This window comes from Mesorhizobium subarcticum, assembly GCF_055456085.1.
Genome location: NZ_CM144237.1, coordinates 595,673 through 621,692 on the forward strand (window position 1 = coordinate 595,673; position 26,020 = coordinate 621,692).

26 protein-coding genes are annotated in these 26,020 nt (G+C 62.9%); 20 read left to right on the forward strand and 6 right to left on the reverse strand.

Going from position 1 to position 26,020, the window contains the following annotated elements:
* Nucleotides 1-61 precede the first annotated feature (61 nt).
* The 11 genes from ACZYHG_RS02770 (at nt 62) to ACZYHG_RS02820 (ending at nt 10,600) form a co-directional block, all read left to right on the forward strand.
* Entirely contained in the window at nt 62-1,069 is a 1,008-nt protein-coding gene (locus ACZYHG_RS02770; RefSeq protein WP_464612429.1) for an ABC transporter permease, read from the forward strand.
* Nucleotides 1,035-1,904, forward strand: coding sequence for an ABC transporter permease (locus ACZYHG_RS02775; protein WP_464612430.1), 870 nt, complete (start codon nt 1,035-1,037; stop codon nt 1,902-1,904). The genes ACZYHG_RS02770 and ACZYHG_RS02775 overlap by 35 nt, the downstream gene beginning before the upstream one ends.
* Nucleotides 1,901-2,779 carry an ABC transporter ATP-binding protein gene (locus ACZYHG_RS02780; protein WP_464612431.1) on the forward strand — a complete coding sequence of 293 codons (879 nt, stop codon included), beginning with the start codon at nt 1,901-1,903 and terminating at the stop codon, nt 2,777-2,779. Before ACZYHG_RS02775 ends, ACZYHG_RS02780 begins: the two co-directional genes overlap by 4 nt.
* A complete protein-coding gene (locus ACZYHG_RS02785; protein ID WP_464612432.1) occupies nt 2,772-3,608 on the forward strand; it encodes an ATP-binding cassette domain-containing protein in 837 nt (278 codons plus the stop codon). The genes ACZYHG_RS02780 and ACZYHG_RS02785 overlap by 8 nt, the downstream gene beginning before the upstream one ends.
* A gap of 77 nt (nt 3,609-3,685) precedes the next feature.
* Entirely contained in the window at nt 3,686-4,285 is a 600-nt protein-coding gene (locus tag ACZYHG_RS02790) for a VOC family protein (protein WP_464612433.1), read from the forward strand.
* Nucleotides 4,286-4,427: 142 nt separating this feature from the next.
* Complete coding sequence (locus ACZYHG_RS02795) at nt 4,428-6,722, forward strand: bifunctional salicylyl-CoA 5-hydroxylase/oxidoreductase (RefSeq protein ID WP_464612434.1); 2,295 nt, start codon at nt 4,428-4,430, stop codon at nt 6,720-6,722.
* Nucleotides 6,719-7,492 carry an SDR family NAD(P)-dependent oxidoreductase gene (locus tag ACZYHG_RS02800; RefSeq protein WP_464612435.1) on the forward strand — a complete coding sequence of 258 codons (774 nt, stop codon included), beginning with the start codon at nt 6,719-6,721 and terminating at the stop codon, nt 7,490-7,492. The genes ACZYHG_RS02795 and ACZYHG_RS02800 overlap by 4 nt, the downstream gene beginning before the upstream one ends.
* On the forward strand, nt 7,486-7,956 hold the full coding sequence (locus ACZYHG_RS02805) for a MarR family winged helix-turn-helix transcriptional regulator (RefSeq protein ID WP_464612436.1): 471 nt from the start codon (nt 7,486-7,488) through the stop codon (nt 7,954-7,956). Before ACZYHG_RS02800 ends, ACZYHG_RS02805 begins: the two co-directional genes overlap by 7 nt.
* Nucleotides 7,953-8,765, forward strand: a complete 813-nt coding sequence (locus tag ACZYHG_RS02810; protein ID WP_464612437.1) for an enoyl-CoA hydratase family protein — start codon at nt 7,953-7,955, stop codon at nt 8,763-8,765. The genes ACZYHG_RS02805 and ACZYHG_RS02810 overlap by 4 nt, the downstream gene beginning before the upstream one ends.
* 225 nt (nt 8,766-8,990) lie before the next feature.
* The gene (locus ACZYHG_RS02815) at nt 8,991-10,139 is read left to right on the forward strand and encodes an acyl-CoA dehydrogenase family protein (protein WP_464612438.1); all 1,149 of its coding nucleotides are present in this window, start codon (nt 8,991-8,993) and stop codon (nt 10,137-10,139) included.
* 65 nt (nt 10,140-10,204) lie between these two features.
* Nucleotides 10,205-10,600, forward strand: a complete 396-nt coding sequence (locus ACZYHG_RS02820; RefSeq protein ID WP_464612439.1) for a RidA family protein — start codon at nt 10,205-10,207, stop codon at nt 10,598-10,600.
* Nucleotides 10,601-10,607: 7 nt separating this feature from the next.
* On the opposite strand, the gene ACZYHG_RS02825 is transcribed toward ACZYHG_RS02820, so the two are convergent.
* Nucleotides 10,608-11,702, reverse strand: coding sequence for an LLM class flavin-dependent oxidoreductase (locus ACZYHG_RS02825; protein WP_464612440.1), 1,095 nt, complete (start codon nt 11,700-11,702; stop codon nt 10,608-10,610).
* A 121-nt stretch (nt 11,703-11,823) separates the two neighbouring features.
* Here ACZYHG_RS02825 and ACZYHG_RS02830 point away from each other — a divergent pair, with 121 nt between their 5' ends.
* The 6 genes from ACZYHG_RS02830 to ACZYHG_RS02855 all read left to right on the forward strand — a co-directional run bounded on the left by ACZYHG_RS02830 (nt 11,824) and on the right by ACZYHG_RS02855 (nt 16,416).
* A complete protein-coding gene (locus ACZYHG_RS02830; protein WP_464612441.1) occupies nt 11,824-12,585 on the forward strand; it encodes an HpcH/HpaI aldolase family protein in 762 nt (253 codons plus the stop codon).
* Between the two features lie 115 nt (nt 12,586-12,700).
* Complete coding sequence (locus tag ACZYHG_RS02835; RefSeq protein WP_464612442.1) at nt 12,701-12,895, forward strand: hypothetical protein; 195 nt, start codon at nt 12,701-12,703, stop codon at nt 12,893-12,895.
* A gap of 91 nt (nt 12,896-12,986) precedes the next feature.
* The gene (locus ACZYHG_RS02840) at nt 12,987-13,784 is read left to right on the forward strand and encodes an ABC transporter substrate-binding protein (protein ID WP_464612443.1); all 798 of its coding nucleotides are present in this window, start codon (nt 12,987-12,989) and stop codon (nt 13,782-13,784) included.
* A 156-nt stretch (nt 13,785-13,940) separates the two neighbouring features.
* The gene (locus ACZYHG_RS02845) at nt 13,941-14,615 is read left to right on the forward strand and encodes an amino acid ABC transporter permease (RefSeq protein WP_464612444.1); all 675 of its coding nucleotides are present in this window, start codon (nt 13,941-13,943) and stop codon (nt 14,613-14,615) included.
* Between the two features lie 48 nt (nt 14,616-14,663).
* Nucleotides 14,664-15,938 (forward strand): cysteine desulfurase-like protein, encoded by a 1,275-nt coding sequence (locus ACZYHG_RS02850; RefSeq protein ID WP_464612445.1) that lies wholly within the window; start codon nt 14,664-14,666, stop codon nt 15,936-15,938.
* A gap of 1 nt (nt 15,939) precedes the next feature.
* Nucleotides 15,940-16,416 carry a GNAT family N-acetyltransferase gene (locus ACZYHG_RS02855; protein ID WP_464612446.1) on the forward strand — a complete coding sequence of 159 codons (477 nt, stop codon included), beginning with the start codon at nt 15,940-15,942 and terminating at the stop codon, nt 16,414-16,416.
* Between the two features lie 25 nt (nt 16,417-16,441).
* Here ACZYHG_RS02855 and ACZYHG_RS02860 read toward each other — a convergent pair whose 3' ends face one another.
* The 5 genes from ACZYHG_RS02860 to ACZYHG_RS02880 are packed head-to-tail and all read right to left on the reverse strand — an operon-like array spanning nt 16,442 to nt 21,694.
* Nucleotides 16,442-17,269 (reverse strand): dipeptide ABC transporter ATP-binding protein, encoded by an 828-nt coding sequence (locus tag ACZYHG_RS02860; RefSeq protein WP_464612447.1) that lies wholly within the window; start codon nt 17,267-17,269, stop codon nt 16,442-16,444.
* Nucleotides 17,266-18,132 carry an ABC transporter ATP-binding protein gene (locus tag ACZYHG_RS02865; protein ID WP_464614602.1) on the reverse strand — a complete coding sequence of 289 codons (867 nt, stop codon included), beginning with the start codon at nt 18,130-18,132 and terminating at the stop codon, nt 17,266-17,268. Before ACZYHG_RS02865 ends, ACZYHG_RS02860 begins: the two co-directional genes overlap by 4 nt.
* Nucleotides 18,132-19,043 (reverse strand): ABC transporter permease subunit, encoded by a 912-nt coding sequence (locus ACZYHG_RS02870; RefSeq protein WP_464612448.1) that lies wholly within the window; start codon nt 19,041-19,043, stop codon nt 18,132-18,134. Before ACZYHG_RS02870 ends, ACZYHG_RS02865 begins: the two co-directional genes overlap by 1 nt.
* Nucleotides 19,043-20,050 (reverse strand): ABC transporter permease subunit, encoded by a 1,008-nt coding sequence (locus ACZYHG_RS02875; protein WP_027032886.1) that lies wholly within the window; start codon nt 20,048-20,050, stop codon nt 19,043-19,045. Before ACZYHG_RS02875 ends, ACZYHG_RS02870 begins: the two co-directional genes overlap by 1 nt.
* A gap of 45 nt (nt 20,051-20,095) precedes the next feature.
* On the reverse strand, nt 20,096-21,694 hold the full coding sequence (locus ACZYHG_RS02880) for an ABC transporter substrate-binding protein (protein ID WP_027032885.1): 1,599 nt from the start codon (nt 21,692-21,694) through the stop codon (nt 20,096-20,098).
* Between the two features lie 455 nt (nt 21,695-22,149).
* Between ACZYHG_RS02880 and ACZYHG_RS02885 the strand changes: the two genes are divergently transcribed.
* The 3 genes from ACZYHG_RS02885 (at nt 22,150) to ACZYHG_RS02895 (ending at nt 26,019) form a co-directional block, all read left to right on the forward strand.
* Entirely contained in the window at nt 22,150-24,165 is a 2,016-nt protein-coding gene (locus tag ACZYHG_RS02885) for a long-chain-fatty-acid--CoA ligase (RefSeq protein ID WP_464612449.1), read from the forward strand.
* Nucleotides 24,165-24,884: a class I SAM-dependent methyltransferase gene (locus ACZYHG_RS02890; RefSeq protein ID WP_464612450.1), complete on the forward strand. Its 720-nt coding sequence runs from the start codon at nt 24,165-24,167 to the stop codon at nt 24,882-24,884. Before ACZYHG_RS02885 ends, ACZYHG_RS02890 begins: the two co-directional genes overlap by 1 nt.
* 133 nt (nt 24,885-25,017) lie before the next feature.
* Nucleotides 25,018-26,019 (forward strand): serine hydrolase domain-containing protein, encoded by a 1,002-nt coding sequence (locus ACZYHG_RS02895; protein WP_464612451.1) that lies wholly within the window; start codon nt 25,018-25,020, stop codon nt 26,017-26,019.
* Nucleotide 26,020 lies beyond the last annotated feature (1 nt).

A 26,020-nucleotide genomic window follows, 5' to 3' on the forward strand; every position in this document is an offset into this window, starting at 1 on the left:
GCCAGCGACGGCGCGCATTTCCATCAGGCATACGAGCCCTCGGGCTCCTGCAAAGATTTACATGCTCCTGCAACGATTCCTGATCCGCCTTCTGACGATGCTGATCACGCTGTTCGGCGTGGCTGTCGTCGTCTTCGTCGTGATCCGCGTCGCGCCTGGCGACCCGATCGCGATGATGCTGCCGCCCGGCGCGACGGATGCCGACATTGCCCGGCTGCGTGCGCTTTACGGGCTCGACAAGACCATCGTGCAGCAATTCTTCATCTGGCTGTCCGGCGTTGTCCGGGGTGATTTCGGCACCTCGATCTCGCTCAGGCAGGACGTGCTCGGCCTTGTCTTCAACCGGCTGCCGGCAACGCTGGAACTTGCCATCGTTGCGCTCATCATGGCGGTGGCGCTCGGCGGCACGACGGCGATCATCGGCGCGCGCGAACGCGGCACGGCGGTCGAGGCCGGCCTCGACATCGCCAGCGGTGCAGCGCTTTCCATTCCGGATTTCCTGTGGGGCCTGGTGCTGATCCTGCTGTTCGGTGTGCTGGTGCCGATCTTCGACATTTCAGGCCGCGTGTCGCCGCAGCTCGACCTGCCCTTCGTTACCCAGTTCTACCTGTTCGAGAGCATTCTGCGCCTACGCCTCGACCTGACCTGGGATCTGCTCAAACATATGCTGATGCCGGCGGTTGCCCTGGCGTTGCCGCTGGCGGCGATCATCTCGCAATTGTTGAAACAGTCGCTCAAGGAAGTGCTTGATCTCGACTATGTCGTGCTGGCGCGGGTCAAGGGGTTTTCGGAAACGCAGGTCATCCTGCGCGAAGCGTTGAAGAACGCCGCTTTGCCGACGCTGACGCTCGTCGGCGTGCAGTTCACATTCCTCATCGGCGGCACCGTCATCGTCGAGCGGCTGTTCTCCTATGAAGGCCTCGGCAACATGGCGATCGACGCCGTCATCAACCGCGACCTGCCGCTGATCCAGGGCATCGTGCTGGTCTTCGCGCTGCTGTTCGTGCTGATCAATCTCGTCGTCGACATGATGTATGCGCTGCTCAATCCGAGGCTGCGCCATGGATAGAGCCTCAAGACGCGGACTGAGCCCCAGGCTGTGGCTTGCCGGCGGCTGGCTGCTGCTGGCGCTGCTGGCTGCGATCTTCGCGCCGCTGGTCGCGCCGCAGGACCCGCTGGCGCAGGATCTGATGCTGGAGCGGCTGCCGCCATTCTGGCTCGATGGCGCCGAGCCCGGCTATTGGCTGGGCACCGACAGCCTCGGCCGCGATCTCTTGTCGCGACTGATCTTCGGCGGCCGCATCGCCTTCATCGTCGCCTTTTCCGCCGCGATAGCCGCCTGCCTCTTCGGCTCGACGCTCGGGCTGATCGCAGGCTATTTCGGCGGCTGGGCTGATCGCATCATCTCGCGCATCGTCGATGTCTGGATGGCGTTTCCGCCGGTGCTGTTCGCCATCCTGCTGGTGGCAGTGCTCGGCACCGGCTTGAGCTCTGTCATCCTGGCCATAGCCATTATCGACTGGACACGCTTCTGCCGGGTGATCCGCGCCGAGGCGATGGGCCAGTCGCGCATGGACTATGTCGAGAATGCGCGCATCGCCGGCTATGGCCGCATCGGCATCATGCTGCGCGAAGTGCTGCCCAATGTGGTGCCGTCAGTCGTGGCGCTGCTGTCGCTGGAAATGGGCATCGCCGTCATCGTCGAAGCGATCCTGTCCTTCGTCAATTTGTCGATCTCGACCGACGATCCGACCTGGGGCGGCATCATCGCCGAGGGGCGGCTGTCGATCCATCAGGCCTGGTGGGTGCTGGTGTTTCCGCTGATCACGCTGATCCTCACCGTGCTCTCGTTCAGCCAATTCGGCGAGGCGCTGAAGACGCGCTTCGACCCGGTGCTGCGATGAGCGCCTGTCTCGACATCACCAATCTGAGCGCGGTGCTGCCGAATGGCGAGCGCGTGCTGCGCTCGGTATCGCTCTCCGTGCAACCCGGCGAAGTCCGCGCGCTGGTCGGCGAGAGCGGCGCCGGCAAGACGATGATCGGCAAGGCGGTTCTTGGCGTGCTGCCATCAAGCGTGCGCATCGTCGAAGGCGACATGCTGCTCGAGGGCGAAGACCTCGGCAGGCTGCAACCCAAGGCACGACGCACTCTGATCGGTGCCCGCACGGCGCTGATCCCGCAGGACCCGCTGACCGCGCTCAACCCGTCGCGCCGCATCGGTCCGCAGATGACCGACCGGCTGGTGCGCATTCTCGGCTGGAGCGGCGAGAAGGCGGATCAACGCGTCCGGCAATTGCTGGACGAAGTGCAGATCCGCGACCCCGACCGGGTGCTGAAGAGCTATCCGCACGAACTGTCCGGCGGCATGCGCCAGCGCGTGCTGATCGCCGCCGCCTTCGCCGCCGAGCCCCGGCTGATCGTCGCCGACGAACCTACCACGGCACTCGACGTGACCGTGCAGAAGCAGATCCTGCGCCTGATCGCTGCGTTGCAGCGCGAGCACGGCACGGCAATCCTGTTCGTCACCCATGATCTCGGCGTCGTCGCCAAGATCAGCCAGAAGGTGTCGGTGCTTTATGCCGGCAAGGTGGTGGAAGAGGCCGAAACGGCCGCTCTCTTCGCCGCGCCGCAGCACCCTTATACTCGCGCACTGATGGCCGCCACGCCGCGCTACACCGACCCGTTCGCCTCGTTGAAGCCTGTAGATGATGCCGTGCTGGCTGGGCTCGCTTCGGAGATCGCTGCCGCCGACCAAGCCTGGAGGCGGCCGCATGGCTGAGCCGCTGTTTTCCGTGCGCGGACTGAAGGTCGCGCTGCCCGACATGACGCGCAAGCCGCTGATCGGCCGCGCGCCATTGGCCGAGATTTTGAAAGGCCTGGATTTCGACCTGCCAAGCGGCTCGGTGACCGGCATTGTCGGCGAATCCGGCTCCGGCAAGTCGACGCTTGGCCGCGCGCTGGTCAGGCTGCTGGAGCCGAGCGCCGGCAGCATCAGCTTCGACGGACGCGATATAACCCACCTGCCGGAGGCGGAGTTGCGACCACTGCGCCGTGACCTGCAAATGATCTTCCAGGACCCGATGTCGTCGCTCAACCCGCGCCGTACCATTGCCAGCATCATCGCCGCGCCGCTGAAGCAGAACGGCCTTGGCGACAATTTGAAGACCAGAGTCGCTGAAGCGCTACAGCGCGTCGGCCTGCCGCAGAGCTTCGCCAGCCGCTATCGCCACGAACTGTCGGGTGGCCAGCGCCAGCGTGTAGGCATTGCGCGCGCACTGGCGCTGTCGCCGAAATTCGTACTGGCCGACGAGATCGTCTCCGGGCTCGACGTATCGACGCAGGCGCAGATCCTCACATTGCTGGAGAAGCTGGCGGCGGAGATGGGGCTGACCGTTGCTTTCATCAGCCACGATCTGTCTGTCATCCGGCGCCTGTGCCGGCAAGTCATCGTCATGCGCGAAGGCGTTATCGTCGAGGCCAGCGCCACCGACGCTTTGTTCGACAACCCGCGACAAGCCTACACGCGCGACCTCATCGCTGCCATTCCACTGCCCGAAATCGACGCCGGTTGGCTGGACATAGCTGCCGTCGCCAAGGCCCCAACCTGAATGCAAACGCGCGCCGAGAAGCGGGCTTCGGACGTGCGACCGCAAAGATCCAAGTCCCGCCAATGGAGAGGACCGACATGAAGACGATACTTCGAAATGCAACGCTCGCCGCCGCTGTCCTTGGCAGTGCCGGCATGGCCTCGGCGGATTCGATCCCGGGCATGCGCGGCCACGATCACACCGGCATCACCGTCCCCGACATGAAGCAAGCGGTCGACTTCTTCACCGAAGTGGTCGGCTGCAAGAAGGCGATGGCGTTCGGCCCGTTCGCCGACGACAAGGGCACCTTCATGCAGGATGTGCTGGGTGTCGACCCGAAAGCTGTCATCGAGCAGATCACCATGGTGCGCTGCGGCTACGGATCGAACATCGAGCTGTTCAAATACACCGCACCCGACCAGAAAGATTTGACGCCGAAGAACAGTGACATTGGCGGCTTCCACATTGCCTTCTATGTCGATGATGTCGCCGCTGCGAAAGCCTATCTCGATGGCAAGGGCGTCAAGACACGAATGGGACCTCTGCCTGTCAAGGAAGGGCCAGCCGCCGGCCAGACCATTCTCTATTTCCAGGCGCCCTGGGGGCTGCAACTGGAAGCGATCAGCTATCCCGACGGCATGGCCTATGAGAAGGGTGCCGAGACGGTGCTATGGAGCCCGAAGAACCCGGACAAATGATCAGCCGGCGCGCTTGCGCAACGACATGCAAGCGCGCCGCCCGATATCTGCATAATGATTTCGACATAAAACTTTAAGCTTGAAATATCTTGCCTCCGGCGCGATACTCGCAGTTGCAGCAAGCGAAGAGGAGAACGCAGACATGAAGGTTGCGGTTCTCGGCGGCGGACCAGCCGGCCTCTACTTTGCCATCTCTATGAAGCTGCGGGACGCCGCCCATGACGTGACTGTGTTCGAGCGCAACCGCGCCGACGACACATTCGGCTGGGGCGTGGTGCTGTCGGCCGAGACGCTCGACAATCTCGCCAAGAATGATCCGGTCAGCGCCGTCTGGATCAAGAAGCATTTTGCCTATTGGGACGACATCGCCGTCATTCATGACGGCGTGCGCACGGTCTCGTCAGGCCATGGCTTCTGCGGCATCGGCCGCAAGCGGCTGCTGGTCCTGCTGCAGCGCCGCGCGCGCGAACTCGGCGTCAAGCTGATGTTCGAGACCGACATCGCCGACCCCCGCCCCTATATGGAGACGCACGATCTTGTCGTCGCCGCCGACGGGCTGAACTCCCGGGCGCGCAACACCTTTGTCGATGTCTTCAAGCCCGACATCGACACCCGCAAATGCAAGTTCGTCTGGCTCGGTACCAACCAGAAGTTCGACGACGCCTTTACCTTCATCTTCGAGAAGACCGAGCATGGCTGGGTGTGGGCGCACGCCTACCAGTTCGACAGCGACACCGCGACCTTCATCGTCGAATGCAGCGAGCAGACCTGGGCCGCCTTCGGCTTCGGCGCGATGTCGCAGCAGGAGTCCATCGCCGTCTGTGAGCGCATCTTCGAAAAACATCTTGGCGGCCATGCACTGATGACCAATGCCAACCATATCAGGGGTTCGGCCTGGATCAATTTCCCGCGCGTACTGTGCGAGCGCTGGTCGTACAAGAATTTGGCGCTGATGGGCGACGCGGCGGCATCGGCGCATTTCTCGATCGGCTCCGGCACCAAGCTCGCTTTGGAAAGTGCGGTGGCGCTGGCCGAATATGTCGAAACCGAGCCGGACCTCGAAGCAGCCTTCCGCAGATATGAGGACGCCCGCCGCACCGAGGTGCTGAAGCTGCAATCGGCGGCGCGCAATTCGCTGGAATGGTTCGAGGAGGTCGAGCGTTATCTCGGCCTCGATCCGGTGCAGTTCAACTATTCGCTGCTGACCCGTTCGCAGCGCATCAGCCACGAGAATTTGCGGCTGCGCGATGCCGAGTGGCTGGGTGGCGCGGAAGAATGGTTCCAGCGCCAGGCGGGTGCCGGCGGCAACAGGCTGCGCCGGGCGCCGATGTTCGCGCCGTTCAAGCTGCGCGACATGAAGCTGCAAAACCGTGTCGTCGTCTCGCCGATGGCGCAATACAAGGCCGTCGACGGCTGCCCGACCGACTGGCATTTCACCCATTACGCCGAGCGCGCGAAGGGCGGCGCCGGCCTCGTCTATATCGAGATGACCTGCGTCAGTCCGGAAGGGCGGATCACGCCCGGCTGTCCCGGCTTCTACGCACCCGAACATGAGGCGGCGTGGAAGCGGCTGGTCGACTTCGTCCACACCGAGACCGAGGCGAAGCTCTGCGCGCAGATCGGCCATTCCGGCGCCAAGGGCTCGACCCGGCTCGGCTGGGAAGGCACGGACGTGCCGCTCGCGTCCGGCAACTGGCCAATCATGGCGGCATCGGCAGTGGCGTGGTCGCCCGAGAACCAGGTGCCGAAGGCGATGGATCGCGCCGACATGGATCTGGTGCGCGACCAGTTCGTGGCGTCGGCCGAGATGGCTCATCGGTGCGGTTTCGACATGCTCGAGATCCACGCCGCGCATGGCTATCTCCTGTCGTCCTTCATCACCCCGGTCACCAACCGGCGCACGGATGAGTATGGCGGTTCGCTTGAGAACCGCATGCGCTATCCCCTCGAAATCTTCCGTGCGGTGCGCGCTGCCTGGCCGGCGGGCAAGCCGATCTCGATGCGCATTTCGGCCAATGACTGGGTCGGCATCGAAGGCGTCACACCGGCCGACGCGGTGGAGATCGCACGGCTGCTGCATGAGGCCGGCGTCGATATCTGTGACGTCTCTGCCGGCCAGACCTCGGCACTGGCAAAGCCGGTCTATGGCCGCATGTTCCAGACGCCGTTTTCCGACCGCATCCGCAACGAGGTCGGCATGGCGACGATGGCGGTCGGCAACATCTATGAGCCGGACCATGTCAATTCGATCCTGATGGCCGGCCGTGCCGATCTGGTGGCGCTGGCCAGGCCGCATCTCGCCGATCCCTATTGGACCTTGCATGCTGCCGTGACGCTCGGGGACCGTGGCGTGAAGTGGCCGGATCCTTACCTGCCCGGGCGCGACCAGCTCTACCGTCTGGCCGAGCGCGATGCCGCCGCGGGGCTGAAAGTATGACGGCCGCTACAACGATTTCCGGCAAGCATGCGCTGGTCACCGGCGGCGGCTCCGGCGTCGGCCGGGCCATCGCGCTGGCGCTGGCTAGTGCTGGCGTCAGTGTGACCATTTGCGGTCGACGTGAAGCCGAGCTTGCCAAGGTTGCGGGCGAAAGCGAAGGCATTTTCGGCATCGCCGCCGATGTCACCAATGAGACAGCGATGGCCTCGCTTTACGAGACGGCGGAGGCGACGCGCGGCCCCTTCGACATCGTCGTCGCCAATGCCGGCATGGCCGGCAGCACGCCGGCGCACAAGACCACGCTTGCCGACTGGCAGCACACGCTCGACGTCAATTTGACCGGCGCCTTCCTGACGGTGAAACCCGCACTGGCCGGCATGGTCGCGCGCAATACCGGGCGGGTCGTCTTCATCGCCTCCACGGCCGGATTGAAGGGCTACGCCTATGTCGCGCCTTATGTGGCGGCCAAGCATGGCGTCGTCGGCCTGATGCGGGCGCTTGCCGCCGAGACGGCGAAATCCGGTGTCACCGTCAACGCTGTCTGCCCGGGCTTCGTCGAGACCGACATGCTGGAGGAGTCCATCCAGCGCATTGTCGAAAAGACCGGCCGTTCGGTCGAGCAGGCGCGAACAAGCCTTTCCTCAACCAACCCTCAAGGCCGCTTCATCCAGCCGCAGGAAATTGCCGCCGCTGTGCTCTGGCTGTGTGGTGACGCCGCGCAATCGATCACCGGACAGGCAATTTCGATCTCGGGAGGCGAGACATGGTAGCCGGCCCCCTGCCCGCACCCTCGGGACCCGGCAAGGACCGCCTGCGCCTGTGGATCAGGCTGCTGCGTGCCTCGCGCACGATCGAGGCCGAGCTGCGCGAGCGCCTGAAGAAGGAATTCGATACGACGCTGCCGCGCTTCGATGTGATGGCCGCCCTCTATCGCGTGCCGGAAGGCATGCTGATGAGCGACCTGTCACGCTTCCTGCTGGTCTCCAACGGCAATGTCACCGGCATTGTCGACCGGCTGGTTTCGGAAGGCCTCGTGGCGCGTGCGCGCCGCAATGGCGACCGCCGCACCTCGATGGTGCGGCTGACCGAAGAAGGCACCAAATCCTTTGCCACCATTGCCGCGGCGCATGAGGGCTGGATCGGCGAATTGCTGGGCAAGGTCAGCGAGGACGACGCGCGCCGGCTGACCGGCATGCTGACCTCGTTCCGCAGCAACTGGGAGGGACGCGAATGACAGGGATGGCCTGGCTCAAGCCGAAGCATTTCCTGTGGGAGGTCGAGGGCAGGATCGCCAAGGTCCGGCTCGACCGGCCGGAACGCAAGAACCCGCTGACCTTCGACAGCTATGCGGAACTCCGCGACACATTCCGCGACCTCGTCTACGCCGACGATGTCGACGCCGTGGTGTTCCTCTCCAATGGCGGCAATTTCTGCTCAGGCGGTGACGTCCACGACATCATTGGCCCGCTGGTCAAGATGGACATCAAGCAGCTGCTGGCCTTCACCCGGATGACCGGCGATTTCGTCAAGGCGATGCTGAATTGCGGCAAGCCGATCATCGCGGCGGTGGACGGCGTAGCGGTCGGCGCCGGCGCCATCATCGCCATGAGCTCCGATATCCGCATCGCCACGCCGGAAGCCAAGACCGCTTTCCTGTTCACCCGCGTCGGTCTCGCCGGCTGCGACATGGGCGCCTGCGCGATCCTGCCGCGTATCATCGGCCAGGGCCGCGCCGCCGAACTGCTCTACACCGGCCGCACCATGACGGCAGCGGAAGGCGAGCGCTGGGGGTTCTACAACAGGCTGGTCGATGCCGCGGCGCTCGAAGCCGACGCGCTCGACATGGCGGCGCGCATCGTCTCCGGCCCGACTTTCGCGCACGGCATCACCAAGACGCAGCTCAACCAGGAATGGTCGATGGGGCTGGATCAGGCGATCGAGGCCGAAGCCCAGGCGCAAGCGATCTGCATGCAGACGCGCGATTTCGAGCGCGCCTACAAGGCATTCGTGGCCAAGGAAAAGCCGGTGTTCGAGGGGAATTGAGGATGGGCGCTTTGCTAGAGACGTTGGCGGGACAGCGCCCCCCTCTGTCCTGCCGGACATCTCCCCCACTTGGGGGGAGATCGGCTATCGCTTCCGTTTTCGCCAATCGCCAGCGCAGCAGGAGGGGCGGCGACGCTGCCAATCTCCCCCCTCGTGGGGGAGATGTCCGGCAGGACAGAGGGGGGCGCCGTAGAGCGCAACGCGCGAAGCAATGCGGAGGCCAACATGCCTGACCGTTCCTTCCTCAATTGGCCCTTTTTTGAAGATCGTCATCGCGAACTCGCCGAAAGCCTTGAAATCTGGTGCGCGAAAAACCTCCCCGTCGATCACCACGACGTCGATGCCGCCTGCCGCGAGCTAGTGACCAAACTTGGCCGCGACGGCTGGCTGAAGCCGACAGCTGTTGACACCGACAATCCCGGACCACTCGACGTGCGCACGCTGTGCATCACGCGCGAGACGCTTGCCCGCCATGATGGGCTCGCCGATTTCGCCTTTGCCATGCAAGGGCTTGGCACCGGTGCGCTCAGCCTGTTCGGCACGCCGGACCAGCAGCATTGGCTGACCAAGACCCGCGCCGGCAAGGCTATCTCCGCCTTCGCTTTGTCGGAGCCTCGTTCTGGGTCGGATGTCGCCAACACCGAGATGACCGCGACTCGCGACGGCGACAGTTACATTCTCACGGGCGAGAAGACCTGGACTTCCAATGGCGGGATCGCCGATCTCTATGTCGTTTTTGCCCGTACTGGCGAGGCGCCGGGCGCCAAGGGGCTTTCCGCTTTTCTCGTGCCTGGCGATGCCAAGGGCCTTGGCATTGCCGAGCGTCTCGAAGTTATCGCGCCGCATCCGCTGGCACGGCTGTCTTTCGACAAGGTCCGGCTGCCGGCCGCCGCACTGATCGGCAAGCCTGGTGACGGCTTCCGTATCGCCATGTCGGTGCTCGACGTGTTCCGCTCGACCGTCGGCGCGGCGGCACTCGGTTTTGCCCGCCGGGCGCTCGATGAAAGCATCAAACGGGTGGCTGAGCGCAAACTGTTCGGCGCGCCGATGGGCGAGTTGCAGATGGTACAGGGCCATATTGCCGACATGGCTCTCGACGTCGACGCGGCGGCTTTGCTGGTCTATCGCGCAGCCTGGACCAAGGACATGGGTGCGGCGCGGGTGACGCGCGAGGCGGCGATGGCCAAACTGTTCGCCACCGACAAGGCGCAGGAGGTGATCGATAAGGCCGTGCAGCTGCATGGCGGCGACGGCGTTCGCAAAGGCCACATCGTCGAGAGCCTGTATCGCGAGATCCGCGCGCTGCGCATCTACGAGGGCGCCTCCGACGTGCAGAAGGTGGTCATCGCCAGGCAAGTTATGGGCGCCGCCTGACGGTGAGATATTGACGGCATTCGATTTTGAGACTTGGTTTTTTGGAACTACCGGGAGGCTAGAAAATGCACAGGATTTTGCAGCCGGAAGGCTGGGCCAAACCGGTCGGCTACGCAAATGGCGTCGCGGCACGCGGCCAGCTGATCTTCGTCGGCGGACAGGTCGGCTGGAACGGGCAATGTCAGTTCGAAACCGACGACTTTGTCGGCCAGGTGAAGCAGACGCTTCAAAACATCGTGGCGGTGCTGGCCGAGGGAGGTGCTGAGCCGAGGCACATCACCTCGATGACCTGGTATTTCACCGACAAGGCCGAATACCTCGCCAACCTCAGGGGTATCGGCGAAGCCTATCGCGAGGTGATCGGCCGGCATTTCCCGGCGATGGCCGCCATGCAGGTGGTGGCGCTGGTCGAGGACCGCGCCAAGGTTGAGATTCAGGCTACGGCCGTCATTCCAGAGTAATCTGCGGTCATTGTCCGCGAAGCCCGGCCTGTCTGAGCAGCGGCAACACGTGGTCGCAAAAATAGGGCAGTTCCTGCGTGTAATTGACGAAGGACAACGCGATGCCCTGGTAGCCGTGCCCGGCGATTGCGGCCATGTCAGCGGCGATGGTTTCCGGGGTTCCTATCAGAGGATAAGTGCCGGCACCGCCGGCGAAACGCTGCCGGTAGCGGTCATAGGCGTGCGGGTCGTGTGACTGCGAGAATTCCTTCTTGCCCGCCATATGGGCATCGACCGCATCATGGTCGGCCATGTCGACGGCATATCTGTTATAATAGGCCTGCGCCTCTTCCATCGTCGGGCGGCAGACGACATGCGCCACGGTGTAGACGCCGACATTGCGGCCGACCTTGTCGGCCCGCTCGCTGATATCGGCGACGTGCTTGCCGGCATCGCTCATCTCGGAAAAGGTCGTGAACAGATAGTCGCACCGGGCGGCGGCGAAATCGCGACCCGGACCGCCGAAGGCGGCGTTCATGGTCACCGGACGCGGGACCTGCAGGCTGGCCGGCCGGCTGACGGCTTCCTTGAGGCGATAGTAGGTGCCTTCGTAGTCAACAGGCTCGGCCGACGCATAGAGCTTTTCGAGGATTTCAATCCATTCCGCAGCCTGCTCATAGCCCTTTTCGACGAGCGGCGTGCCGAACATGCCGAATTCCTTCGGGTTCCAGCCGCAGACGATGTTGAGGCCGGCACGGCCCTGGCTGATGTGGTCGACAGTCGCCAACGCCTTGGCGGCATAAAGGGGATGCACCAGAGGCACGTGCACGGTCATGAACAGGCCGATCTGTTCGGTGGCGACCGCCAGAGCCGCCGCCCAGGTGAAGGTTTCGAACGACCATTCGCGCACCTCGTTGCGGCCGCCAAAGCCGCGCCAGCGGGCGATCGGCAACATGAATTCCAGGCCGGCGCGATCGGCGATCTGCGCCGCCGTCAGATTGTCCTGCCAGCTTGCCGTCCAGCGCTCCGGGACATCAGTGATGGCAAGACCGCCATCCGCGTTGGTCGAAAAGACGCCCAGCTTCAGTTTGTTGGAGCCGTGCAGGGGATGCGCTTTGATCATGTCTGGAACTCGCGGCGGGATGCTGCAGGCTAGGCCCGCGCCAAAATATTTCAAGCCTGAAATAGCTTCGCCTCGCCGCCGATTGCGGATATGAATTTGGGCCAGACAAAAGGGGATGGATATGAGCGCGTTCCGCCAGAAATGCATTGGCAAGACCAGCCTCGTCGGCTCCTTCGCCGCCATTCCCCATCCCGTCGCTGTCGAAGTGATGGCGCTGGCCGGCCTCGATTTCCTCTGCATCGACTGGGAGCATGCGCAGATTTCGCGCGACATGATCGAGGCCATGGTGCGCGCGGCCGACGTCCACCGCGTGCCGGCCATGGTGCGCGTTCCCGGCCATGCCCCGGAAGCCATCCAGGCGGCGCTGGACAGCGGCGCGCAAGGCGTGCTCGCGCCGCGCGTCTCGACCGCCGCCCAGGCAGCGATGGTCGTCAAAGCCTCACGCTATCCGCCACAGGGCGAGCGTGGCGTCGGACCCGGCCGTGCTGCCGGCTATGGCTACCGCATTCCCGAATATCTGACCGGCGCCAATGACCAGGTCGTCGTCGCGGTCCAGGTCGAGACATCAGAGGGGCTGGCCAACATCGACGCGATCGCGGCCGTCGACGGCGTCGATGTGATCTTCGTTGGCCCCGGCGATCTCTCGGTTTCGATCGATGCGATCGGACCGCAGGGCGCCGACAAGCTCAATGCGGCGATCCGAACGATCATCGGCGCGACAATCGCACACGACAATGCAGCCGGCATATTTTGCGCCAGCCCACAGGCTATCGGCCGATGGGCGGCCATCGGCGCGAGTTTCTTCGTGCTGGCGAGCGACACGATGTTTCTGGGCGCCGGCGCCGCAGCCAACTCTGCCGCCGCACGTGACGAATTGGCATGAGACATGCGCGGCCAGGCAAAAGGGCGTATCGGCGGAGCAACAGACTGGCCAAGCTTTTTAAGCTTAAAACTTTCGCCTTGAAAAGCGTCTCACTTTGGATAAGCATTCAAAATCGATGGCGACTGCCGTGCCGGAGGGGCTTGCCGGCCAGTCCATCGTGATGCTCCGGGTGGGAAGGGTTCAGTCCTTGTCGTTCATGCTGCCCCAGTCATTATCCAGAACGCGCTATGCTTTCGCTGGCGCGCGCGCCCGCGATCTGCACATCGAGAACATCGTCAACCCCGCGCGCATGGTCGCCGCCATGAATTGACGCCCCGCTGGGAGGTGGGACGGCAAGAAACCGTGCGGGGCCAGCCCCGCCCGATCAACAACCAGAGGGGAACACCCCAGAGGGAACACCTATGAAGCTCAACCGTCGCAATCTCATCCTGTTCGCCGCCGCCATCGGCATCGCCGCCGGCCCTGCCACCGCTTACGCCGCCGATGTGCTGAATGTCGGCGCCTACCCGACCAATCCGCCCTTCGAGTACAAGAACGAGAGCGGCACCTTCGAGGGCTTTGAAGTCGACATCGTCAACGAAGCGGCCAAGCGCATCGGCATGACCACCGACATTGCCGATCTCGGCTTCCAGGCGCTGTTCGCGGCCGTCAGCTCGAAGCGCATCGATGTTGCCATCTCCTCGATCACCATCACGCCGGAGCGGTTGAAATCGCTGTCGTTTACCCAGCCCTATTACGATTCCGACATGGGCATCGCCACGAAGACCGACAGCGCGATCAACACCGAGGCCGACCTCAAGGGCAAGATCGTCGGCGTGCTGTCCGGCTCGACCGGCGAAACCTGGGTCAAGGCGCATCAGGAAGCCGACGGCTACAGCGACGTGAAGGGTTATGACACGCAGCAGAATCTTCTACTGGACCTCAGCGCCGGCCGCGTCGATGCCGCCGTCAGCGACATTCCGGGCATGGAATACTCCTTCACCAAGATGAAGGATTTGAAGGTCAAGCAGCGCATCAAGACCGGCGAACAGTACGGCCTGATGCTGAGCAAGGACCATCCGCTGCTCGGCAAGCTCAACGACGCGCTGAGCGCGATGAAGAAGGACGGCACGCTGGCCGCCATCCACAAGAAGTGGTTCGGCAGCGACGCGCCGGCCGATTCCTCGACGGTGAAGGAAATGCCGATGCCGAAGGCCTGAGCGACACTTCGCGCTGAGATCGTGCCGGCTTTGCAGGCCGGCACGATTCATTTCATGCACCAGCGGCGACGGCTTTCGCAAAGAGCGCTCCGCTCTCGGCGCAGCATAGTGGTTTTAACTTGAGCACCTTTTGCTCCAGGGTTCGGGAACGCTCCCATGTCGCTGATCGACACCTTCTTCAATCCCGACGTCATCATGTCCAGCCTGCCGGCGCTGCTGCGCGGCTTCCTGAACACGCTGCTGCTCGGCCTGCTCAGCATCGGCATCGGCATCCCGGTTGGCCTTTTGATCAGCCTGCTGCGGCTCTATGCCCCGAAGCCGGTACGCTGGCTGGCGGTCGGCTACACCGACATCTTTCGCGCCCTGCCGGTGCTGGTGGTGCTGATCCTGATCTACTACGCGCTGCCCTTTCTCGGCATACGCCTGTCGTCCTGGGCTTCGGCGGTAACGGCCTTCGCCTTCATCATGTCGGCATATTCGGCGGAAGTGTTCCGCTCCGGCATAGAGAGCATTCCGAAAGGCCAGTTCGAGGCGTCGCAGGCGCTTGGCCTGCCGTTCCTTTTGACGTTGCGCAAGGTGGTGCTGCCGCAGGCGATCCGCGTCGTCATCCCGCCGATGACCAGCAATTGCGTGTCGATGTTCAAGGACACGTCGCTCGCCTCGACCGTTGCGCTGCCGGAACTTTTGAAGGAGGCGACCAACGCGCAGTCGCTCTACGCCAACCCCTCGCCGCTGATCGGCGCGGCACTGGTCTATCTCATCTTCCTCTGGCCGATGGTCCGCCTCGTCAGCCTGCTTGAAGACCGCTTCAAGACCGAGAAGACGCGCTGACCCTGCCAACCAATCCACTCGCCCAAGTCCTTTGTAGGAGCCTGCCTCGTGAACAAGCACCAGACCGACACAGCGAACGCCTCGGCGTTCCCCGTCGACACCATCCGCGCCATGTTTCCCGCGCTGCAGCGGGCCGGCGATTTCATCTTCCTGGACAACGCCGCCGGCGCGCAGATTCCGCAGAGCGTGCTCGACGCGGTGACCAACCATCTGATTTCGCACAATGTGCAGCGCGGCGGCCGCTATGGCCGCAGCGTCACCGTCGACCAGTCGGTCGCCGATGCCCGAACCAGCGTGGCGCTGCTGATCAACGCCTACAGCCCAGCCGAAATCTGCTTCGGCATGAACGCCACCTCGTTCATCCGCCTGGTCAGCCTGGGCATCGGCCAGATGCTTTCAGAACGCGATGAGATCGTCATCACCGACATGGACCACGACGCCAACATCGCGACCTGGCTGGCGCTGGAATCCGCCGGCGCCAAGTTCAAGTGGTGGCGCATGCGCGAGGACGGCAATCTGCATGTCGACGATCTGCGCCCGCTGGTGTCCGACCGCACCCGCCTTGTCGCCTGCACGGTCACCGCACACTCGATCGGCTCCATCGTCGACGTCGCTTCAGTGGCTGGCATCGCCCATGCCGCCGGCGCGGAAGTGTTCCTCGACTGCGTGCATTACGGACCGCATGGGCTGATCGACGTGCAGGCCTGGGATTGCGACTACCTCGTCTGCTCCGGCTACAAGAATTTCTCGCCGCATATGGGTTTTCTCTGGGGCCGCTTCGAAACGCTGAAGCGGCTGCCTACCTTCCGCGAGGACTTCATCCCGAACGAGCCGCCCTACAAGGTCGAGGCCGGCACCTTCATCTACGAGAATGTGTCGGGCATGGATGCGGCCGTGCAGTACCTGGAACTGATCGGCCGCAATCTTACGCCCTCCAACAACCGCTCTCGGCGCGAAAACATCGTCGCCGGCATGGGCGCCATCCGTGACTACGAGCTGGTTCTGGCGCGCGAGATGCTTGGCGTGCTGAAAGCTTGCGGGGCGACCATCTATGGCGTCGCCGACGAGGCGCGCATCAATGAGCGCGTGCCGACCTTCTGCTTCAACATCGGCGAGCTATCGCCGCAACGCATCGTCGAGGAGATGGCCGAGATGCAGATCGGCATCCGCGATGGCCACATGTACGCACCACGGCTGATGAAGCGTCTGAACCTTTCAATGGACAGCGGCGCCATCCGCGCCTCGCTGGTGCATTACAACACGGTCGAGGAGATCCGCCGCTTCGGCGAAGCACTGCGCGCCATCATCGCCAAGCTGTCGTGAAATGGCTGGTCCTGGCGGCACCGATGATCTGGACACGGATGAGGCAACGCCTCTGGTTGTCCTCAGTGAACCCACGCCAGACGATATCGTCGCGCTCGAGGATCAGCTCTACGGCTTCAACGTTGCCGCGACCGGCATCGATGACGGCCGCTATTTGTCGATATTCCTGAAGAGGGACGACGGCACGATCTATGCCGGTCTCCACGGCCATAGTTGGGCGGGCGTATGCGAGATCAAGACGCTATGGATCGCCGACAGCCAGCGCGGCAAAGGCCTCGGCTCACGCCTTCTCGCCGAGGCGGAACAGGAGGCTCGGCGGCGCGGGTGCCATGTTATCCATCTCGCGTCCTTCACCTTCCAGGCGCCGGACTTCTATGAGAAGCACGGATTTCAGCGGCTGGTGCAGCTTGAGGACTTTCCGCGCGGTCACGCCAATGTACTGCTCGCAAAGACACTGGTGCCGGAGCCACCAGTTTAGCAGAAGCTGGCCGGGGTAGTCGGTCTCAGGCCGCTTTCTTTTTCGCCAGCCTCGCCTTGATCGAGGCGACGTCGGCGCGCGGTGTCGCGGCGAACAGCGTCCTGGTATAGCTGTGCTTGGGGTCTGAAAAGACCTCTTCGCGCGAGCCGTATTCGACCGCCTCGCCGAAATACATCACCATCACATCGTCGGCGATGTAGCGCACGACGGACAGATCGTGGCTGATGAAGACATAGGTCAGCTGGAATTCGTCCTGCAGGTCGGCGAGCAGGTTGAGCACTTGCGCCTGCACCGAGAGATCGAGCGCGGAAACCGGCTCGTCCAGCACAAGCAGGCTGGGGTTGAGCATCAGCGCGCGGGCAATGGCGATGCGCTGGCGCTGGCCGCCCGAGAACATATGCGGATAGCGATTGAAGTGCTCGGGTCCGAGACCGACCTTCTTCAGCATCTTCATCGCCAGGTCGCGCCGTTCCTCGGCCGACTTGTCGGTGTTGATCAGGAGCGGCTCGCCGAGAACGTCGCCGATCTTCTGGCGCGGGTTGAGCGATCCATAAGGGTTCTGAAAGACGATCTGCACCTTGCGGCGCATCTCCTTGGAGAGCCCATCCCTGGCGATGTCGACCTTGTTGCCGTCGATGAACAACTCGCCTGAAGTCGCCGGATCGATCAGCGTGATGATGCGGGCGAGCGTGGACTTGCCACAGCCCGATTCGCCGACGATGGCGAGCGTCTTGCCTTTCTCGACGCTAAAGGACACGCCCTTCACCGCATGCACGGTGCGCGCCCCGCGAAACAGCCCGCCGCCGACATGGTAGTCGCGCTTGATGTCCTTGCCTTCGACGACAATGGTCATGCGCTGGCTCCAGTCGTACTAACTTCCTGGGGCGCCGGCTCGAACAGCATGTCGGAGACGGTCGGCAGCCTGTCGCCGACAGCATTTTCCGGCAAGGCCGCAAGCAGCGCGCGCGTGTAATTGCTTTTCGGCGATTCGAACAGCGACAGCACGTCGGCCTCTTCCATCTTGCGGCCCTTGTACTGGACAATGACGCGATCGGCGGTCTCGGCCACCACGCCCATATTGTGGGTGATCATGATGAGACCCATGCCGTATTTGGCCTGCAGCGAGACCAGCAGATCGAGGATCTGCTTCTGAATGGTGACGTCCAATGCAGTCGTCGGCTCGTCGGCGATCAAGAGCTTCGGATTGCAGGCGATGGCGATGGCGATCATGACGCGCTGGCACTGGCCACCCGACATCTGATGCGGGAAGGAACTCAGCCGCTCGGCCGGCTCGGGAATGCCGACCTGCTTCAACAACTCGATGGCGCGTGCCCGGCGCTGGGCCTTGTCCATGCCCATGTGGAAGCGCAGCACTTCCTCGATCTGGAAGCCGACCGTGAAGCACGGATTGAGGCTGGCCATCGGCTCCTGGAAGATCATCGACATGTCCTTGCCAACGATCTTGCGCCGCTCGGCAGGACCCAGTTTCAGGAGATCGCGTCCGCCAAAGCTCATCTTGTCGGCGGTGACCTTGGCTGTCCACGGCAACAGGCCCATCACGGCCAGCATCGACACCGACTTGCCGGAGCCGGATTCGCCGACGATGGCGAGCACTTCGCGTTCGTCGACATGCAGCGAGACGCCATCGACGGCGCGGAACGGGCCGGATGCGGTCTGGAATTCTACGACGAGGTTCTGGATGTCGAGCAACGCCATCATGACCTCCTGAGCTTGGGATCGAGCGCGTCGCGCAGGCCGTCGCCGACAAGGTTGATGGCGAGCACGGTGATCAGGATGGCGAGGCCGGGGAAAGTCACCACCCACCAGGCGCGCAGGATGAATTCGCGCGCCGAGGCAAGCATGGTTCCCCATTCGGGCGTCGGCGGCTGCGCGCCGAGGCCGAGGAAGCCGAGGGCTGCTGCTTCGAGAATGGCGTTCGAGAACGACAAGGTCGCCTGGACGATCAGCGGCGCCAGGCAATTGGGCAGGATGGTGCGAAGCATCAGCCTGGTATGACCGGCGCCGGCGACTTTGGCGGCGACGACATATTCACGGCTTTTCTCCGCCATCACGGCGGCGCGCACCAGCCGGGCGAAATGCGGTTGCAGGACGAGCGCGATGGCCAGCATCGCATTGAACAGGCCGGGGCCAAGAATGGTGACCATCACCAGCGCCAGCAACAGCGACGGGAAAGCCAGGATGAGGTCCATGACGCGCATGATCGCCACGTCGACCCAGCCGCGGAAATAGCCGGCCAGCAGGCCGAGCGTGATGCCGCCGGTGAGCGCCAGCGTGACCACGACCGCGCCGATGAGCAGCGAGAAGCGCGCGCCGTACAGCAGCCGCGAGAGGATGTCGCGCCCGACCGGATCGGTGCCGAGCAAATATTGTGTCGAGCCGCCGTCCTGCCAGGCAGGAGGCCTCAAGAATGCGGTCTTGTCCTGAATGTCGGGTGCATATGGCGCGAGCAGCGGCGCAAACAGCGCCGCCAGGACCAGCAGGATGAAGACGAACAGGCCGATGACGGCGCCGCGATTGACCGAGAAATAAAACCAGAAGGTCCTGAGACCGGTGAGGCGATCCGGGTTGCCGGCGGCCATCGGGGCGATTTCGGTCGACTGGCTCATCACGCCGCCCTTATGCGTGGGTTGATAACGGCATAGAGCACGTCGACGATCAGGTTCACGGCCATGACGATAAGCGCGATCAGGAGCAGGCCGGACTGCACGACGACGTAGTCGCGCTTGGATATGGATTCGACCATCCACCTGCCGATGCCCGGCCAGGAGAAGATCGTTTCAGTAAGGATGGCGCCGGCGAGCAGCGTGCTAACCTGCAGGCCGATGGTGGTGACCACCGGGATGAGTGCATTGCGCAGGGCATGCACGCCGATGACCCGGGCCGACGAAAGCCCTTTGGCTCGGGCCGTCCGCACGTAGTCCTCGCCCAGCACCTCGAGCATGGCGGAGCGCGTCTGGCGCGCTATCACAGCCAGCGGAATGGTGCCGAGCACAATTGTCGGCAGCACCAGATGGCGCAATACCGAGCGAAATGCATCCCATTTGCCGTAGAGCAAGGTGTCTATGGTCATGAAGCCGGTGATCGGCTTAAAGAAGTACTGCAGGTCGATGCGGCCGTTGACCGGTGTCCAGCCGAGATAGCCGGAGAAAAAGATGATGAGCAGCAGGCCCCACCAGAAGATCGGCATGGAATAGCCGACAAGCGCGGTGCCCATCAGCGACTGATCGAACCATGAGCCGCGCTTGATCGCCGCAAAAATGCCGGCCGGAATGCCGAGCACCATGGCGAAAATCATGGCGAACAATGAGAGTTCCAGCGTCGCCGGGAAGAGCGTCTTGAACTCTTCGATCACCGGGCGCTTGGACGAGATCGAGACACCGAAATCGCCGGTCACGACCTCACCGACATAGCGCGTATATTGCTGCCAGATCGGTAGATTGTAGCCGAACTGCTCCTTGAGCTCTTCGTAACGCGCCGGCGCCACGCCGTGTTCGCCGGCCATGGCAAGGATCGGATCGCCGGGCAGCAGCCTGACGAACGCAAAGGCACAGATCGTGATGCCGACAAGCGTCGGGATCAAAAGTGCAATTCGGTGGAGGATGTATTTTAGCATGATGTAGGGGGGCGGCGCCTCATTGCGCCGCCCCGCTCTATAGTCTTATTCGGCCTTGTCAACGCCGTCGAAGCGGTGAATGCCGAGCGGATCCATCTTGAAACCGCTGACATTGTTGCGCACGACCGCATAGACTTGGCTGTGGACCAGCAGGAAGGCGGGCGCTTCCTTGGCGAAGATCACCTGCGCCTGCTCATAGAGCTTGGAACGCTCGGCCTGGTCGCTGGTTTTCTTGGCCTTCTGGATCAGATCCTCGAAGTCCTTGTTGCACCAGCTGGAGTAGTTCGACACGCCGATTGCGTTGCAGGCGAAGAGCGTGGCGAAGAAGTTATCCGGATCGCCATTGTCGCCGGTCCAGCCGATCTGGAAGGCGCCTGGACGGTCCTTCTTCTTGCCTTCCGAGCGATACTTCGTCCATTCGTAGTTGACGATCTCCGCCTTGACGCCGACCTTGGCCCAGTCGGCCTGGATCAGTTCGGCGGCGCGCTGGAAGTTCGGGTTGTACGGGCGAACGCGGTCGGAAGCCCAGAGCTGGATGTCCGTCAGACCGGCAGCAGCCAGAACTTTCTTGGCCGCATCCGGATCGTAGGCGTCTGTCTTCACATCCTTGTTCCACGACCACATCGTCGGTGGGATCAGGTTTTCGGCAGGCGTGGCGCCTGCATCCTGGAACAGCGACTTGATGAGCGATGCCCGGTCGATCGCCTGGTTGAGTGCATGGCGCACTTCAGGCTTGTCGAGCGGCGGGATGGTGGTGTTGTAGCTCATATAGCCGATGTTCAGGCCGGCCTGATCCATCAGGGTCACGTCCTTGTTGGCCTTGATGGTGGCGATGTCGGCCGGGTTCGGATAGGGCGCGATGTCGCATTCGCCGGCCAGCACCTTCTGGATGCGGGCGGTCGCGTCAGGCGTGATGGCGAAGACGAGATCGTCGATCTTCTCCTTGCCCTTGAAGTAGTCCGGGTTGGCCGAATAGCGGATGACCGAATCCAGCTGGTAGTCGACGAACTGGAACGGACCGGTGCCGATCGGCTTGGTGGAGAAATCGGCCATCTTGCCGGACTTCTCCAGCTGGTCGGCATATTCCTTCGATACGATCGACGCAAAGTCCATGCCCAGATTGGCGAGCATCGGCGAGTTCGGCTCGGTCAGCGTCAGCTTGACGGTGAGATCGTCGACCTTTTCCCACTTGGCGACGTATTTCGGCATGTCCATGCCGGTGTAGTAGTCCCAGGTCAGGTTCGGCAGGTACTTGTCGCCGTTCCAGGGGTTCTGCTTGTCGAACTGGCGGTCGAAGGAGAAGACCACGTCATCCGCATTGAGATCGCGGGTCGGCTTGAAATAGTCGGTGGTCTGGAACTTCACGCCCGGATGCAGATGGAAAGTATAGACCAGGCCATCGTCCGAGATTTCCCACTTGTCGGCGAGGCCGGGCTCGACCTCGGTGCCGCCGTGCTTGAACTCGACAAGACGCGAATAGACGGTACGCGACGAGGCATCGAAATCGTTGCCGCCGGTCGTCGTACCCGGGTCGAAATTGGCCGGCGACGCTTCCGAGCAATAGACAAGCGTCTTCGCATTGGCCATGCCGCCCAGGACGCTTGCAGCCAGCAACGCGGCCGCAAAAGCGAGTTTCTTTTTCATTGAGCACTCCCTGATGTTCTTCCAAGCCCCTCTATCAGGCTCGCGAAGCGCGCATATAAGCACCGTTTTTCGGGCTTTGGAACACCCCGTTTGCTTACCCCGCGGGAAGCAGGAAAAAAATCCGCGATTTTGCTAAATGGCAGAATAAATTAGCAGTTCTTTCCATTCACGGTATTGTTAACGACTGCATTTTTTTATTGATCCGGCATCCGGCGACATCGGCACCGCGCCGCGTTTCCATCCGACCATCGATGGGAAAGATGCCGGTTCCAAGTGTCGCTGGCGGGAAAGATTTTCGGCGGCAAATCTTTCGGCGCCTTGCCGCAAGGGCAAGACTTGCACCGTCGCCGATAGAGGCAATACATAGATGGACATGCTGGCGGCAGCGGAGGGCGTCTCTGTTATCTCAGGGCGAGCGCGGCACAGGCGAACAACAACGACCCAGGGAGGGACTGTTGGCAAAGGCATCAAAGACGACGGCGCCAGTGAAGGCATCGGCTAAGGCGGCTCCAAAAGCAGCTGCCGGAACCGTCAAGCCGAAAGCGCCAGTCGCCAAAGCCGCCGCGGCCAAGCCGAAGGCAGCCATCGTGCCCGCGCAGGCGCGCACAAAGCCGGCAGCAAAAGCCCCGGCCAAGCCTGCGACCGGAAAGTCGACGTCCGCTGCAAAGCCGACGGCGAAAACTGTAGCGACCAAGGCAGTGGCATCGAAAGACGGCGTAGCAAAAGCCTCGCCGGCCGCGAAACCTGTCGAGGCCACCGCCAAGCGCCTGCCGAAGGCGCTCACCGCGCTTGCCGCCGGGTTGCCGGAAAAGCCGTGGCTGAAGAGCTATCCGAAAAATGTCCCGGCCGAAATTGGTCCCTTGCCCTACAGCTCGATCGGCGATTTCCTGGTCGCCGCCTGCAAGCAGTTTTCCGCCCAGCCGGCCTTCACCTGCATGGACAAGTCCATCAGCTATACCGATGTCGAGCGGCTGTCGGCTGCCTTCGGCGCCTATCTTCAGTCAAAGGGTCTGCAGAAGGGCGCTCGCGTCGCCCTGATGATGCCGAACGTGCTGCAATATCCCATAGCGATGATGGCGGTGCTTCGTGCGGGCTATGTCGTGGTCAACATCAATCCGCTGTACACGCCGCGCGAACTGGAGCACCAGCTCAAGGATTCCGGCGCACAAGCCATCGTCATTCTCGAAAACTTCGCCAACACCTTGCAGGCGGTGATCGCCAGGACAGCGGTCAAACACGTCGTGGTCGCGGCCATGGGTGACATGCTCGGCGGCCTCAAGGGCACGATCGTCAATCTGGTCGTGCGCCGTGTGAAGAAGATGGTGCCGGCCTGGTCCCTGCCCGGTCACGTCAAGTTCAACGCTGCCGTGAAGGCGGGAGCCGGCGGCAGCTTCAAGCCGGCCAAGGTAGAGGCCAGCGATGTCGCCTTCCTGCAATATACGGGCGGCACCACGGGTGTCTCGAAGGGCGCCACGCTGCTGCACAGCAACGTGCTCGCCAATGTCGTGCAGAACGCGCAGTGGATGGAAGACGCCTATACGATCAAGCCGAAACCGGCGCACCCGAACTTCATCTGCGCGCTGCCGCTCTATCATATTTTCGCGTTGACGGTGAACGCGCTGATGGGCATGCAGCAGGGTGCGCGCAATGTGCTCATTCCCAACCCGCGCGATATTCCGGGCTTCGTCAAGGAGCTGAAGAGATATCCGGTCCACGTCTTTCCCGGCCTCAACACGCTGTTCAACGCGCTGCTCAACAATGAGGATTTCCGCAAGCTCGATTTCAAGCCGCTGGTGCTGACGCTGGGCGGCGGCATGGCGGTGCAGAAGGGCGTTGCCGAACGCTGGAAGGCGTTGACCGGCTGTCCTGTCACCGAAGGTTACGGACTTTCCGAAACCTCGCCGGTGGCCACCGCCAACAAGTTCAGTTCCGGCGACTTCACCGGCACGATCGGCCTGCCGCTGCCGTCGACGGAAATCGCCATCCGCGACGACGACGGCAACAATCTGCCGCTCGGCGAAGTCGGCGAAATCTGCATCAGGGGACCGCAAGTGATGGCGGGCTACTGGAACCGGCCTGACGAGACCGCCAAGGTGATGACCAAGGACGGCTATTTCAAATCCGGCGACATGGGCTTCATGGACGAGCGCGGTTACACCAAGATCGTCGACCGCAAGAAGGACATGATCCTGGTCTCGGGCTTCAACGTCTACCCGAACGAACTCGAGGAAGTCGTGGCGATGCATCCGGGCGTGCTCGAAGTGGCCGCGATCGGCGTGCCGGACGAGCATTCCGGCGAGGTGCCGAAGCTGTTCATCGTCAAGAAGGACCCCGCCCTGACCGCTGAAGCCATCATCGCTTTCTGCCGCGAGAACCTGACGGGCTACAAGCGGCCCAAATACATCGAGTTCAGGACCGAATTGCCGAAGACGCCGGTCGGCAAGATTTTGCGCCGGGCGCTGCGCGAATAGTGAGTGATGATCTTATCGGCGACGACGCGTCCGACCGACGCTCGCGCCTCGACCCGGCGGAGTTCATCAAGGCGAACATGCGCCTTGTCCCGGTGCCCGCGCTTGCCGAAATCCTGTTTTACACCGCCCATCCGGGCAGTGGGTTGCGGTGCCTCGTCGATGCTGAATACGATGGCGATGCCAACGAAGGAACGCCCGAACCACAGCCGCCCTACTGGGCCTATGCCTGGGCCGGCGGCACAGTGCTGGCACGCTACATCCTCGACCATCCAATAAGCGTGGCGGGACGCCGGGTGCTCGACCTCGGCGCCGGCTCCGGCATTGTCGGCATCGCCGCCGCCAAGGCTGGCGCGCGCGCGGTGATCGCAGCCGAGATCGATCGCAACGGCGTTGCCGCTATAGATCTCAATGCCGCAGCGAACGGGGTCAAGATCGCCATTTTAGACAAGGACATCACAGCGGGTCCGCCGCCAGCGGTCGACCTAGTGCTTGCCGGCGATGTGTTCTACGGCCACGAGGTTGCTCTGCGGGTTATCCCGTTCCTCGATCGCTGTCTGGCAGCCGGCATCGAGGTTCTGGTCGGCGATCCCCGTCGCGTCGACCTGCCGCTGACGCGGTTGCGGTTGCTGGCCGAATATGAGGTGCCGGATTTCGGCGACGCGAAGGGTGTTGCGACCAGACCGAGCGGTGTTTTTCGCTTCGAGCCGGAAGGGCATTAACGCTGGAAGCGAAGCCCCAGTCGCTGCCGATGACTGAGGTGGACCGTCTGCATACGCTCACCTTTGTTATGCGCTGTGTTCGAATTTGTTCTCCAATGTAAAATCCGGTCGAGGGCGACGATTCGGAGGAGAAATGGCAGGCGACCGAGCACTGTCCGCTAGGGATAGCCTGATCTTTCCGGAGGTAGAGTGGGCCGAAGTATCGGCGGCAGGCCTTGGTTGGTCCACCCAGCGCCTCGCCGCCCTTGCCCACGATTTGGCCGACGGTCGCTCAACGGCACTGATGGTCATCGCTGGCGGAAGCGTCATTTTTCAATGGGGTGGCGTGGCTCGGAAGTCGAGCGTCGCTTCCGTGCGGAAAAGCCTGATCAACGTCCTCTACGGCATCTACATTGCGGAAGGCAGGATCGATTTGAGCGCGACGCTCGCGGATCTGCATATCGACGATTTTCAGCCGCTCACACAAACTGAGCAACAAGCCACGGTCGCGGACCTCCTGTGCGCCCGGTCAGGCGTCTATCTGCCCTCGGTCTACAATACGGAGCATGGGCGACCGGAACGCGGCAGCCATGCACCCGGTTCGCACTGGTTCTACAACAACTGGGATTTCAACGTGCTCGGAACGATACTGGAGCGCCAGACCGGCCAGACCGTGTTCGAGGCGCTTGCCACGCGAGTAGCGGTTCCTCTCGGAATGCAAGACTTCGAAAGGGAGGACGGTTACTACCTTGGAGGCCGGGAATCCCTGCACCCCGTCTACAAGTTGAGCATGACCGCCCGTGACCTCGCGCGAGTTGGCCTGCTGTACCTTCGCGGAGGCCGCTGGGGAAGGCGCCAGCTCGTCCCTGAGAGCTGGGTTCGGGAAAGCACTCTCCCACAATCGGATATCGGACAAGGGAGAGGCTACGGCTACCTCTGGTGGACGGCAGCGGCCAATGCGCCCGGCGACAGCATGAGCGTCCATGCGCCGAGTTTCTATGCGAGCGGCTTCGGCGGGCAGTACATCGTCGTTGTTCCAACGCTTGATCTCGTCGTCGTGCATAGATCGGCGAGAGTCGATCACGGCATAGACGATGCTCGGATGGGAGATATTCTGCGCCTCGCCCTCGCGGCAATGCCCGACCGAGACCAGTGAC

Bases quoted from the DNA above. Each gene is read 5' to 3' on its own strand.
- ACZYHG_RS02815 (WP_464612438.1), top strand. From the start codon at position 8,991: ATGCCTGACCGTTCCTTCCTCAATTGGCCCTTTTTTGAAGATCGTCAT.
- ACZYHG_RS02860 (WP_464612447.1), bottom strand. From the start codon at position 17,269: ATGACCATTGTCGTCGAAGGCAAGGACATCAAGCGCGACTACCATGTC.
- ACZYHG_RS02790 (WP_464612433.1), top strand. From the start codon at position 3,686: ATGAAGACGATACTTCGAAATGCAACGCTCGCCGCCGCTGTCCTTGGC.
- ACZYHG_RS02880 (WP_027032885.1), bottom strand. From the start codon at position 21,694: ATGAAAAAGAAACTCGCTTTTGCGGCCGCGTTGCTGGCTGCAAGCGTC.
- ACZYHG_RS02865 (WP_464614602.1), bottom strand. From the start codon at position 18,132: ATGGCGTTGCTCGACATCCAGAACCTCGTCGTAGAATTCCAGACCGCA.
- ACZYHG_RS02830 (WP_464612441.1), top strand. From the start codon at position 11,824: ATGAGCGCGTTCCGCCAGAAATGCATTGGCAAGACCAGCCTCGTCGGC.
- ACZYHG_RS02825 (WP_464612440.1), bottom strand. From the start codon at position 11,702: ATGATCAAAGCGCATCCCCTGCACGGCTCCAACAAACTGAAGCTGGGC.
- ACZYHG_RS02870 (WP_464612448.1), bottom strand. From the start codon at position 19,043: ATGAGCCAGTCGACCGAAATCGCCCCGATGGCCGCCGGCAACCCGGAT.
- ACZYHG_RS02855 (WP_464612446.1), top strand. From the start codon at position 15,940: ATGGCTGGTCCTGGCGGCACCGATGATCTGGACACGGATGAGGCAACG.
- ACZYHG_RS02895 (WP_464612451.1), top strand. From the start codon at position 25,018: ATGGCAGGCGACCGAGCACTGTCCGCTAGGGATAGCCTGATCTTTCCG.
- ACZYHG_RS02845 (WP_464612444.1), top strand. From the start codon at position 13,941: ATGTCGCTGATCGACACCTTCTTCAATCCCGACGTCATCATGTCCAGC.
- ACZYHG_RS02805 (WP_464612436.1), top strand. From the start codon at position 7,486: ATGGTAGCCGGCCCCCTGCCCGCACCCTCGGGACCCGGCAAGGACCGC.
- ACZYHG_RS02835 (WP_464612442.1), top strand. From the start codon at position 12,701: ATGGCGACTGCCGTGCCGGAGGGGCTTGCCGGCCAGTCCATCGTGATG.
- ACZYHG_RS02775 (WP_464612430.1), top strand. From the start codon at position 1,035: ATGCGCTGCTCAATCCGAGGCTGCGCCATGGATAGAGCCTCAAGACGC.
- ACZYHG_RS02785 (WP_464612432.1), top strand. From the start codon at position 2,772: ATGGCTGAGCCGCTGTTTTCCGTGCGCGGACTGAAGGTCGCGCTGCCC.
- ACZYHG_RS02820 (WP_464612439.1), top strand. From the start codon at position 10,205: ATGCACAGGATTTTGCAGCCGGAAGGCTGGGCCAAACCGGTCGGCTAC.
- ACZYHG_RS02875 (WP_027032886.1), bottom strand. From the start codon at position 20,050: ATGCTAAAATACATCCTCCACCGAATTGCACTTTTGATCCCGACGCTT.
- ACZYHG_RS02840 (WP_464612443.1), top strand. From the start codon at position 12,987: ATGAAGCTCAACCGTCGCAATCTCATCCTGTTCGCCGCCGCCATCGGC.
- ACZYHG_RS02795 (WP_464612434.1), top strand. From the start codon at position 4,428: ATGAAGGTTGCGGTTCTCGGCGGCGGACCAGCCGGCCTCTACTTTGCC.
- ACZYHG_RS02770 (WP_464612429.1), top strand. From the start codon at position 62: ATGCTCCTGCAACGATTCCTGATCCGCCTTCTGACGATGCTGATCACG.
- ACZYHG_RS02810 (WP_464612437.1), top strand. From the start codon at position 7,953: ATGACAGGGATGGCCTGGCTCAAGCCGAAGCATTTCCTGTGGGAGGTC.
- ACZYHG_RS02780 (WP_464612431.1), top strand. From the start codon at position 1,901: ATGAGCGCCTGTCTCGACATCACCAATCTGAGCGCGGTGCTGCCGAAT.
- ACZYHG_RS02800 (WP_464612435.1), top strand. From the start codon at position 6,719: ATGACGGCCGCTACAACGATTTCCGGCAAGCATGCGCTGGTCACCGGC.